An 11,642-nucleotide genomic window follows, 5' to 3' on the forward strand; every position below is an offset into this window, starting at 1 on the left:
GGCACCGCGCCGGGCGCCTGGCCGGCGGCACGCAGCGCGCCGTCCAGCGCGCCGGCCCAGAGGCTGCGGCGCGCGACCAGGCGGCCATGCAGCAGGTCCAGCACCGGCGCGGCATTGGCCAGCAGCTGCACGCCGGCCTCTCCCGCCACCGCGGCGTATTCCAGCAGCAGCGGCAAATGGTCCGGCAGCTCGCCCGTCGCGGGCTCGAGCCCCGCCTCGGCGTAGATGCCGAGCAGCTCCACCATGGCCGGGCCGCGTTCGCGGCTGTCGCCGTGGACGTGCTCGAACAGGTTCAGGCAGAGCGAGCGCGTGCGGTCGAACAGGCCGACATACTCCTCCTGCAGGTCGAGTAGGTCGTTGTCGGCAAGATGGTCGATGAGCTGGTCCAGCGCCGGCAGGGCCGGGCGCAGGGCGAGGTCGTCGGCCACCGCCTGCTGGACCTCCGGCAGGGCGTCCAGCAGGTCATCCGTCGGATAGGCGAGCAGCGCGGCGAGCGCGCGGAGGGAGGCGCGCATGGTCACGCCTCCTCCTTCGTGCGCGCCGGCGCGGGGGGCTCGGACGGGCGCGCGGGCGGGATGGCCGGCGCGGCGGCCGCCGGGGCGGTCGGGACGCGGCGGATCTCCACCCGCGGCGCCTGGTGGCCCGCCGAGGTGCGCTTGGTCGAGAACAGGTTCGCGGCGTTGGAGCCCGTGGTGGAGCAGCCATTGCCGAAGCTGAAGCCGCAGGACGACTTCAGGTCGAAGGTGTTCTCCGCGTATTCGCGATGGGTGGAGGGGATGACGAAGCGGTCCTCGTAGTCCGCCAACGCCATCACCCTGTACATCTCCTCCACCTGCTCCAGCGAGAGGCCGACGGCCTTCAGCACCTCCACGTCCATCCGGTTCTCCACCGTGCGGGCGCGCATGTGCATGCGCATCGCCATCATCCGCTGCAGCGCGAGCGTGACCGGCGCCTCGGCGCCCGCGGTCAGCAGGTTCGCCAGGTACTTCACGGGGATGCGCAGCTTGGAGACGTCGGGCAGCCCCTTCTCGTCCCAGCCGATGTGCCCGGCCTCGTGCGCCGACTGCACGGGCGACAGCGGCGGCACGTACCAGACCATCGGCAGCGTGCGGTATTCCGGGTGCAGCGGGAAGGCGACGCCCCACTCGATCGCCATCTTGTAGACGGGCGAGCGGCGCGCGGCCTCCAGCCACAGCTCCGGCACGCCGTCGCAACGTGCCGCGGCGATCACCTCCGGATCCGACGGGTCCAGGAAGATGTCGAGCTGCGAGCGGTAGAGGTGCTCGTCATTCTCGACGCTCGCGGCCTCCTCGATCCGGTCGGCGTCGTAGAGCATCACGCCGAGGTAGCGGATGCGGCCGACGCAGGTCTCGGAGCACACCGTCGGCTCGCCCGCCTCGATTCGCGGGAAGCAGAAGGTGCACTTCTCCGCCTTACCGGACTGCCAGTTGTAGTAGATCTTCTTGTAGGGGCAGGCGGAGACGCACATGCGCCAGCCCCGGCACTTGTCCTGGTCGACCAGGACGATGCCGTCCTCCTCGCGCTTGTAGATACTGCCGGAGGGGCATGCGGCGACGCAGGCCGGGTTGAGGCAGTGCTCGCAGAGGCGCGGAAGATACATCATGAAGGTCTGCTCGAACTCGCCGAGCGCCTTCTTCTGGATGCCCTCGAAATTCGCGTCACGCGAGCGCTTCGCGAACTCGCCGCCCAGGATCTCCTCCCAGTTCGGGCCCCACTCGATCTTCTCCATCCGCTCGCCGGTGATCAGGCTGACGGGGCGCGCGGTCGGCATCGCTTTCGATTCCGGCGCGTTCTGCAGGTTCGCGTAGTCGAAGGTGAAGGGCTCGTAGTAGTCGTCGATCTCCGGCATGTCGGGATTGGCGAAGATCTTCGCCAGCACCCGCAGCCTTCCGCCGATGCGCGGCTCGAGCTTGCCGTTGCGCTTGCGCTTCCAGCCGCCCTTCCACTTCTCCTGGTTCTCCCACTCCTTGGGATAGCCGATGCCGGGCTTCGTCTCGACGTTGTTGAACCAGGCGTATTCCACACCCTCGCGGCTGGTCCACACCTGCTTGCAGGTGACGGAGCAGGTGTGGCAGCCGATGCACTTGTCGAGGTTCAGCACCATCGCGATCTGCGCGCGGACCTTCATCACACGGTCTCCTCGGCCTGGGCCGCCGGTTCATCCATCCAGTCCACGGTCGCCATCTTCCGCACCACGACAAACTCGTCGCGGTTGGTGCCGATGGTGCCGTGGTAGTTGAAGCCCCAGCTGAGCTGCGCGTAGCCGCCGATCATGTGGGTGGGCTTCGGCGTGGTGCGGGTGACGCTGTTGTGGATGCCGCCGCGGGTCTTCATCACCTCCGACCCGGGCGTGTTCACGATCTTCTCCTGCGCGTGGTACATCATCACCATCCCTTCCGGGACGCGCTGGGAGACGACGGCGCGCGCGGTCAGCGCGCCGTTGACGTTGAAGGCCTCGATCCAGTCGTTGTCCTCGATCCCCGCCTTCCGCGCATCCACCTCGCTCAGCCACACCACCGGGCCGCCGCGGTTCAGCGTGAGCATGATGAGGTTGTCGCTGTAGGTGCTGTGGATGCCCCACTTCTGGTGCGGCGTGATGAAGTTCAGCGCGATCTCGGCATGGCCGTTCGGCTTCGCGCCCACCATCGCCATGTGCGCCTTGAGATCCACCGGCGGCTTGTAGACGCAGAGCGCCTCGCCGAAGGCCAGCATCCACGGGTGGTCCTGGTACAGCTGCTGCCGGCCGGTCAGCGTCCGCCAGGGGATCAGCTCGTGCACGTTGGTATAGCCGGCGTTGTAGCAGACCTCCTCGCTCTCGATGCCGGACCAGGTGGGGGAGGAGATGATCTTGCGCGGCTGCGCCTGCACGTCACGGAAGCGAATCGCCTCGTGCTCTTTGCCGGCGGCGAGGTGGGTGTGGTCGCGGCCGGTGTTCTTGCCCAGCGCCTCCCACGCCTTCACCGCCACATGCCCGTTCGTCTCGGGCGCGAGGGAGAGGATGACCTCCGCGGCGTGGATGTCGCTCTCGATCTTCGGCCGCAGCCCGGCGCCGGGAACCTCGCGCTCGCCATTCAGCCTGCCGAGGAACTCGACCTCGTGCGCGGTCTTCCAGCCGATGCCCTTGCCGCCGTTGCCGAGCTTCTCGAGCAGCGGGCCGAGCGCGGTGAAGCGGGCATAGGTGCGCGGGTAGTCACGCTCCACCACCGCGACCGCCGGCATGGTCCTGCCGGGGACGGGCTCGCACTCGCCGCGCTTCCAGTCGCGCACGTTGTAGTCCAGGCACCCCTGCGCCAGCTCCTGCGCGGTGTCGTGCATGAGCGGGGCGAGGACGACGTCCTTTTCCACGCCGAGATGCCCGACCGCCAGTTCGGAGAAGCGCTTGGCGATGCCGCGGAAGATCGCCCAGTCCGTCCGGCTCTCCCAGGCCGGGTCCACCGCCGCCGACAGCGGGTGGATGAAGGGGTGCATGTCCGAGGTGTTGAGGTCGTGCTTCTCGTACCAGGTGGCCGTCGGCAGCACGATGTCGGAATGCACGCAGGTCGTGCTCATGCGGAAGTCGAGCGTCACCAGCAGGTCCAGCTTGCCTTCGGGCGCGTCGCGCCAGGTCACCTCCTCCGGCTTCTGGCCGCCCTCGTCGCCGAGGTCCCTGCCCTGCACGCCATGCGAGGTGCCGAGCAGGTGCTTCAGGAAATACTCGTGCCCCTTGCCCGAGGAGCCGAGCAGGTTGGAGCGCCAGATGAAGAGGTTGCGCGGCCAGTTCGCCGGGTTCTCTGGGTCCTCGCAGGACATGCGCAGCGCGCCGTCCTTCAGCCCCTTCGCCACATAGGCGGCGGGCTCCAGCCCGGCCTCGGCGGCGGCGGCGGCAAGCCGCAGCGGGTTCTGCTGCAGCTGCGGCGCGGAGGGCAGCCAGCCCATACGCTCGGCGCGGACGTTGAAGTCGATCAGCGAGCCCTTGAGCGAGTCCGGCGCCGTCGGCGACAGCAGCTCCCCGATCTCCAGCTTCTCGTACCGGTACTGGCCGGTATGCGCGTAGAAGAAGGAGGTCGAGTTCATCTGCCGCGGCGGGCGCGACCAGTCGGTGGCGAAGGCCAGCGGCACCCAGCCGGTCTGCGGGCGCAGCTTCTCCTGGCCGACGTAATGGCTCCAGCCGCCGCCGGACTGCCCGATGCAGCCGCACATCACCAGCAGGTTGATGATGCCGCGGTAGATCATGTCGCCGTGGTACCAGTGGTTCACCGCCGCGCCGAGGATGACCATGGACTTGCCATGCGTCTTGTCGGCGTTGGCGGCGAATTCGCGCGCGGTGGTGACGATGTCGGCGGCACGGATGCCACAGACCTTGGCGGCCCAGGCCGGGGTGTAGGGCGCGTCGGCGTCGAAATCCGTGCTGCCGTCGCGGGCCACGCCGTAGTTCGCCAGGAACAGGTCGTAGACCGTGGCGACCAGGCGCGTGCTGCCATCGGCCAGCGTGATGCGGCGGGCCGGCACGCGGCGCGCGATCACCTCGTCATGGGCGGTCGGGTTGAAGAACTCCGGCGCGCGGGCGCCGAAATACGGGAAGGCCACCTCGGCCTCCTCCTCGCCCATCAGCGAGAGGCGCGGCGTCGTCACCTCCAGCGTGCGCGCGTCCCGGCCCTCGAGGTTCCACTTGCCCTGCTCGCCCCAGCGGAAGCCGATGGAGCCGGTCGGCGCGTAGAGCCGGCCGGTCGCCTCGTCCACGGCGACGGTCTTCCACTCGGCATTGTTGGTCTCGCCGAGGCCGCCCTCGAGGTCGGAGCTGCGGAGCTGGCGCCCGCCGACCAGGCGGCCGTCCTTCTCCTCCAGCAGCACCAGCATCGGCATGTCGGTGTAGCGACGGCAGTAGTCGAGGAAGTAGTCGCCCTTCCCCTGCGCGTGCCACTCGCTGAGGATCACGTGGCCCATCGCCATCGCCAGCGCGGCATCGGTGCCCTGCTTCGGGTGCAGCCAGAGGTCGGCGAACTTCGACGCCTCGGAGTAGTCGGGCGTCACCACCACCGTCTTGGCGCCGCGGTAGCGCGCCTCGGTCATGAAGTGGGCGTCCGGCGTGCGCGTCTGCGGCACATTGGAGCCCCACATCATCAGGAAGCCGGTGTTGTACCAGTCGGCGCTCTCCGGCACGTCGGTCTGCTCGCCCCAGGTCTGGGGAGAGGACGGAGGCAGGTCGCAGTACCAGTCATAGAAGGACATGCACACGCCGCCGATCAGCGACAGGTAGCGGCTGCCGGCCGCGTAGCTGACCATGGACATGGCCGGGATCGGTGAGAAGCCGATGACGCGGTCCGGGCCGTGCGCCTTGGCGGTGTGGATGTTGGCCGCGGCGATCAGCTCCTCCGCTTCCTCCCAGGTCACGCGGACGAAGCCGCCGAGGCCGCGGACCTTCTGGTATTCGCGCCGCTTGGAGCCGTCGGCCTGGATCGAGGCCCAGGCCTGCACGGGATCGGCATGCTCGGCCCGCGCGGCGCGCCACAGCTTCAGCAGGCGCTTGCGCATCATCGGGTGCTTCACCCGGTTCGCGCTGTAGAGGTACCAGGAATAGGACGCGCCGCGCGCGCAGCCGCGCGGCTCGTGGTTCGGCAGGCCAGGGCGCGTGCGCGGATAGTCGGTCTGCTGCGTCTCCCAGGTGACCACGCCGCCCTTGACGTGGATCTTCCAGGAGCAGGAGCCGGTGCAGTTCACGCCGTGGGTGGAGCGGACGACCTTGTCCGTCGCCCAGCGGGCCCGGTAGGCGTCCTCCCAGCCGCGTGGCTCATCCACCACCTGGCCGTGGCCGTTGGCGTAGGGCTCGGCGGCCTTGCGGAAGAAGCCGAGGCGATCGAGGAAATGCGACATTCTGAGCGCCCTTTCAGCAGGGGGTCGCGGCGCCGCGGCGGGCGTAGAGCCACCAGTTCAGCGCGACGTTGAGGAGGAAGAAGGCGGCGAGGCCCTGGAACACCGCGTCCGGCTTGCCGAAGGCGCCGAAGGCCCAGCCGAAGAGCAGGCCGAACAGGAAGGGCCCGTAGGCGGCGATGGCACCGGTGAAGCCGATCACGCCGCCGGCCTGGCGCGGCTCAAAGATCATCGGCATCTGCTTGAAGGTGGAGGCGTTGCCGATGCCGGCGAAGGCGAAGAGGCCGAGCATCGCAGCCACGAAGGCCGGGAAGGTGGAGAGGTCGCTGCCGTCGGTGACCAGCGGGATCGCGACCGCGCAGGCCGCCATGCCGAGCCCCGCCACCTGCGTCACCTTCGCGCCCCCGAAGCGGTCGGAGAGCGGGCCGGCGGCGACGCGCAGCAGGCTGCCCACCAGCGGACCGTAGAAGGCATAGGCCAGCGGGTCGGGCGCGCCGGGCAGGTGGCCGTAGACCTGCTTGATCAGCAGCGGGAAGGTGCCCGACAGGCCGCTGAAGGCGCCGAAGGTCATGATGTAGAGGCTGGTCATGGCCCAGGTGTGCTTGTTGCCGAAGATGTCGAGCTGCTGGCGGAAGTTCGCCTTCACCGGCACGCTCTTCAGCATGATCCACGACAGCAGCGCGAAGGCCGCGACCAGGGGGATGTAGACCAGCGTCGCGTTCTGCAGCCACACGCTGGACTGCTGGCCTGCGCGGGTCATGGTCTGCGCATCGCCGGCCATCGCGCCGAACATCACGAAGCCGATGATCCAGGGCGTCACGAACTGCACGACGGAGACGCCGAAGTTGCCGATGCCCGCCTGGATCGCCAGCGCCGTGCCCTGCAGCCGCTTCGGGAAGAACAGCGACGTCGAGGGCATGAAGGAGCTGAAGTTGCCGCCGCCGAGGCCCGCCATGAACGCCAGCAGCATCAGCACCCAGTAGGGGGTGGAGGTGTCCTGCACCGCCATCGCCCAGCCCGCCAGCGGCAGCAGCAGCGAGGCGGTGGAGATCGCCACCACGTGCCGCGTGCCGAACATCGGCGTGAAGAACATGTGGAACAGGCGTAGCGTGCCGCCCGCCAGGCCCGGCATGGCAGCCAGCCAGAACAGCTGGCCCGGCGTCAGGCGGAAGCCGATCTGCGGCAGCCGCACGACCAGGGCGCTGACCACGAACCAGGTGATGAAGGCCATGGTCAGGCTGGCGGTGGTGATCGCCAGCGTGCGCCACGCGATCGCCTTGCCTTCGGTCTCCCAGAAGCGCTCGTCCTCTGGCGTCCAGTGGCGGATCCAGGTGCCGCCGGGCCTGCCCGAAGGCAGGCGGTCGGCGGGAGAGGTGGAGGACATGGTCCGTGTTGCCTTTCGGATCGCGTTACTCGCCGGCGACCAGGCCGCCCTTGGGCAGCGTCGCGGTCGGCGCGCCGGCGGCTGCGGCGAGCGCCTGGGCCTCCGGCAGGTCCTGCGGGCCGCGCAGCGCGGGGTGCTTCGCCGTCTCCATCCGGCGGATGGCGACGTGCATCCAGATCAGCGAGGCGGTGACGACGACGAACAGCAGCATGAAGCAGCTGGTCCAGACGCCGATCAGGTCGTTCGCGGCGCCGAAGGCGATCGGCAGGACGAAGCCGCCGAGGCCGCCGATCAGGCCGACCACGCCGCCCACGCTGCCGACGCGGCCGGGGTAGTAGACCGGGATGTGCTTGTAGACCGCGGCCTTGCCCAGGCTCATGAAGAAGCCCAGCGCCATGGTCAGCAGCATGAAGGGGATGAAGCCGATCGCGATCTCGAACTCGATCGGGCCGCGGATGCCCTTCACCACGTAGCTCGTCGCGGGGTAGCTGAGCAGGAAGGTGCAGATGACGGAACCGATGAAGGTCCAGTACATCACGGCCCGCGCGCCGTACCTGTCGGACAGCGTGCCGCCCAGCACCCGGAACAGCGAGCCCGGGATGGAGTACGCCGCGCCAAGCATGCCGGCGGTGACGATGTCGAGGCCGTAGACGCCGACATAGTAGCGCGGCAGCCACAGCGCGAGCGCGACGAAGCCGCCGAAGACGAAGAAGTAGTAGAGGCTGAAGCGCCAGACCTGGATGTTGGCCAGCGGCGCCATCATCGCGGCAAAGCTCTCGGGCTGCACGCCGCGGGCGCGCCGCGCCGCCAGGTCGGGGTCGTCGCTGGTGGTGAGCCAGAACACCACGGCCATGACCACGAGGCCCACCGCCCAGAGCTGCGCCACCGCCTGCCAGCCAAGGCTGACCATCACGACGGGAGCCAGGAACTTGGTGACCGCGCTGCCGACATTGCCGGCCCCGAAGATGCCGAGCGCCGTGCCCTGCTTCTCCTTCGGATACCACTTCGACACATAGGCGATGCCGACCGAGAAGGACCCGCCCGCGATGCCCACGCCGAGCGCGGCCAGCAGGAAGGTCGTGTAGTCGTAGGCGTAGCTGAGCAGGAAGGTCGCGACCGCTGCGGCCAGCATCACGCCGGTGAACACGATCCGCCCGCCGTACTGGTCGGCCCAGATGCCGAGCATCAGGCGGATCAGGCTGCCCGTCAGGATCGGCGTGCCGACCAGCAGGCCGAACTGGAAGTCGTTGAGCCCGAGGTCGCGCTTCACCTGCACGCCCAGGATCGAGAAGATGGTCCAGGCCGCGAAGCACACCGTGAAGGCTGCCGTGCTGGACCAGAGTGCGCGGCTGCGATCGCCTTTGCGTATCGTGCCGACCTGGGATTCCATCCGCCCCTCCTTGTCGTTCAGGCGGGTGCAAGCTGATGCCGAGGCGGCCCAGTTTTGTTGATACATATCAAGGTCGCCGGAGCTGTGCCCCCCGATTTCCGGCAGAGCCCTACTGCGACAACCCAGAGGATGCGCTGATCGCGGCCTGACGTTGATTTGAATCAACGTTTCGATTGATCGACCGACCTAGGCTTGGACACGGAGGGACCCGGCCATGGTGGACCGACCGCAGAACATCGAGCTCGTGCGCCGCACGCCCTTCTTCGTCGTCGCCGGCGAGGCCGCGATGGCGCGGCTGCTGCGCCCGTCCTTCACGCAGCTCCTCCCGCGCGGCGCGGTGATGTTCGAGCAGCATGAGACCGCGGAGTTCCTGCACCTGCTGCTGGCCGGCTCCGTCGGACTTGTCGCGCGCGACGAGGCGGGCGGGGAGACGGTCGTCGAGATCTTCGGCGCGGGCGAGCTGTTCCTCGCCCCGGCGGTGATCCTGCGGCTGCCCTACCTCGCCTCGGCCACGGCGCTGACCGATGTGCGCGTGCTGATGATCCCGGCCGATGCCTTCCGCGACGGCGTGGCGGAGGATCCCGCGCTGGCGCGCGCGACGGTGGAGTTGCTGGCGCGGCACTGGCGGCTGATGGTGGACCAGGTGGTGGACCTGAAGCTGCGCCCGGCGGACCGCCGCGTCGCGCGCTTCCTGGCGCGCCGCGTGCGGGAGGACGGCGGCGCCGGATCGGCCGAGCTGCCCGAGCCTCGCGGCGCCATCGCTGCGCGGCTCGGCATGACGCCGGAGACGCTGTCGCGCACGCTGAACGCGATGGAAGCGGATGGCGTGGTGCGCAGCGCGGGCAAGCGGATCGACGTGGCCGACCGCGACAAGCTGCTCAACTACAGAAAGGGGTGAGCCAGGCTGCGGCGGTCAGAACCGCCGCAGCAGCCGGTCGATGTAGTCCAGCTCGTCCTGCGGGCGCTCGCGCTCCGCACCGCGGCGGCGCAGCTCCTCCTGCAGGCGGCGGGTGCGCAGCAGCTCGGCCTCGTCCGGCACGCGGGTGTCGCTGCCGTTGTCCTGCGCGCCCGGGGCCTCGCGCGTGCGGCGGCCAAGCGGGTCGCGGCCGGGGCCCTGGTCCTGGGCCTGGTCCTGGCCTTCGCCCTGGCCCTGGCCCTCACCCATCATGTCGCCGGATTCGTCGCCTTCTTCCTCGCCCTCGCCGTCCTGCTGGCCGAACTGGCGCTGCATCTGCTGCGCCATCTGGCGCGCGCCCTCCACCAGTTCCCGGATGGCACGCTGCTGCGGGTCGCGGGCGTCGCGGCCATCGGCCAGGTTCTCCTGCGCCTCCCGCATCGCCTGGTCGGCGCGGCCGAGCTGCGGCGGCACCTCGCCGGTCAGGTCGCCGAACTGCTGCATCACCTCGCCCAGGGCGCGGCGCAGCGCGCGCTGGGTGCGCGCCTCCCGCTGCGCGTCGGCGCGGGCCTGCTGTTCCTGCTCGGCGCGCTGCTGCTGCTGTTGCTGCTGCTGTTCCGGGTTCGGCCGGTTCCAAGGGCTGCGCTGCTGCTGCTGCTGCGCGCGCCGCTCCGCCTCGCGCCGCTGCGTCTCCGCCTCGGCGCGCTGGTGGCCGCTGTCCAGCATGCGGGTCTGGCGCTGCACCATGTCCTGGACCACGCCCATCTGCTGCTCGCCGCGCTGGCGCTGCTGGCGGCGGCGCTCCTGCTGCTCGTTGCGGGCGGTGCGCCCTTCCTCCAGGTTGCGCAGCATCTCCTCGAGTTCGGCGAGCTCGCGCTCGGCGTCCTGCGGTCGGTCCTGGCGATTGGCTTCGCGCATCCGGTCGGTGCGGCGATCCAGGTCGCGGCGGTCCATCAGCCGGTTCTGCGGGTCGAAGGGCATCGCCTCCGCATTCTCGCGCTGCAGGCGCTCGGCCAGCGCCTCCAGGTGGCGACGGATGGCGTCGCGCAGCTCCTGGATGCGGCGCTCCGTCTCGCTGCGCTGCTCGGCGTTGCGCTCGCCGCGTTCGTTGTTCTGCTGCTCCTGCAGCTGGCGCTGGGCTTCCTGCAACGCCTCGCGCAGCTGCTCGCGGGCCTGCTGCAGCGCGCGGGCGGTGCGCTCGGCGCGGCCTTCCTCCAACGCCAGCGCGGTCTCCCACATGATCTCCTGCGCTTCCGCCACGGCATCCGGGCGGCGGTCGCGGGTCAGGCGGTGGCGCGCGCTGCGCAGCGCCAGGTAGGTGGTGGTGTCGTGCTCGAAGGCTTCCGGCGCGGCGGCGAGGCGATCGAGCTCGCGGCGTGCGTCGCCGCGCGCATTCGGATCCAGCGAGAGCGTCTTGCGCAGCGCGATCAGCGCCTGGGCGACCGGATGGGTGAAGCTGCGCTCCGGCAGGACCAGCGTCGCGCCCTCTGAGGTACCTTCCTGGCCAGCGCCGTCGCGGGCGCGCAGCAGCACCTCCACCTCCAGCCCCGCCCAGGGATGGGCCGAGAGGTCGGGGCCGGCAACGCCGCGAGCCTGCCTCGGCTGGCCGGCGGGCAGCGGCACCTCCACCACATGCGGCGCAGCGGCGGGGCGCGCCTTCAGGCGGATCTCGGCGGTCAGCGTGGCGACGCCCCAGTCATCCTCGACGCCCCAGGGGATGCGCGTGGCCAGCCCGCGCGGCGCGCGGCCGGGCGGATCCGGGAAATAGGCACGCGGCGCCTGGTCCGCCTGCACGGTGAGCGTCCACCCCGCGACCTCCATCCCGTCGCGGCGGACCGACAGCCGCGCCCCCTGGTCGAGCTGCGCCTCGGCGCCGAAGGAGCGGTTGTCCAGCGCGCGGAACGGCGTAGCGGCGCTGCCGAGCAGCAGGTCCGGCACGCCCCCGGTGCCGCCGGAGAGCGCCACCTGGAGCCGGCTGCCGGCGGGGACGGAGACGCTGCCGCCGGCAGGGTCCAGGAAGACCGGCGCGGCGCCGGTATAGGCGGGCGGCGTCACCCAGGCCTCCAGCCGCAGCGGCGGCGGCAGGGCCGGCGCGGCGACCTCGG

General features: G+C 70.3%; 7 protein-coding genes. 1 reads left to right on the forward strand and 6 read right to left on the reverse strand.

The features are described 5' to 3' along the window. The 5 genes from narJ to OZN99_RS16010 form a co-directional block, all read right to left on the reverse strand. Nucleotides 1–515: nitrate reductase molybdenum cofactor assembly chaperone (gene narJ / locus OZN99_RS15990; RefSeq protein ID WP_270936255.1), on the reverse strand; the 515-nt coding region annotated here is incomplete at its 3' end. A gap of 2 nt (nucleotides 516–517) precedes the next feature. Further along, nucleotides 518–2,149, reverse strand: coding sequence for a nitrate reductase subunit beta (gene narH, locus OZN99_RS15995; RefSeq protein ID WP_270936256.1), 1,632 nt, complete (start codon nucleotides 2,147–2,149; stop codon nucleotides 518–520). Continuing rightward, nucleotides 2,149–5,871 (reverse strand): nitrate reductase subunit alpha, encoded by a 3,723-nt coding sequence (locus tag OZN99_RS16000; RefSeq protein ID WP_270936257.1) that lies wholly within the window; start codon nucleotides 5,869–5,871, stop codon nucleotides 2,149–2,151. The genes narH and OZN99_RS16000 overlap by 1 nt, the downstream gene beginning before the upstream one ends. Nucleotides 5,872–5,884: 13 nt before the next feature. Continuing rightward, nucleotides 5,885–7,252 carry an MFS transporter gene (locus OZN99_RS16005; protein WP_270936258.1) on the reverse strand — a complete coding sequence of 456 codons (1,368 nt, stop codon included), beginning with the start codon at nucleotides 7,250–7,252 and terminating at the stop codon, nucleotides 5,885–5,887. Between the two features lie 25 nt (nucleotides 7,253–7,277). Continuing rightward, nucleotides 7,278–8,642: an MFS transporter gene (locus OZN99_RS16010; protein WP_270936259.1), complete on the reverse strand. Its 1,365-nt coding sequence runs from the start codon at nucleotides 8,640–8,642 to the stop codon at nucleotides 7,278–7,280. A 214-nt stretch (nucleotides 8,643–8,856) separates the two neighbouring features. Between OZN99_RS16010 and OZN99_RS16015 the strand changes: the two genes are divergently transcribed. Beyond that, nucleotides 8,857–9,540, forward strand: a complete 684-nt coding sequence (locus tag OZN99_RS16015) for a helix-turn-helix domain-containing protein (protein ID WP_270936260.1) — start codon at nucleotides 8,857–8,859, stop codon at nucleotides 9,538–9,540. 15 nt (nucleotides 9,541–9,555) lie between these two features. Here the strand turns inward: OZN99_RS16015 and OZN99_RS16020 are convergent. Further along, nucleotides 9,556–11,642, reverse strand: a 2,087-nt coding sequence (locus OZN99_RS16020) for a DUF4175 family protein (protein WP_270936261.1), incomplete at its 5' end; no start/stop codon positions are given.

Origin of the sequence: Falsiroseomonas oryzae, from assembly GCF_027856955.1 — a bacterium.
GTDB classification, from domain to species: Bacteria; Pseudomonadota; Alphaproteobacteria; order Acetobacterales; family Acetobacteraceae; genus Falsiroseomonas; species Falsiroseomonas oryzae.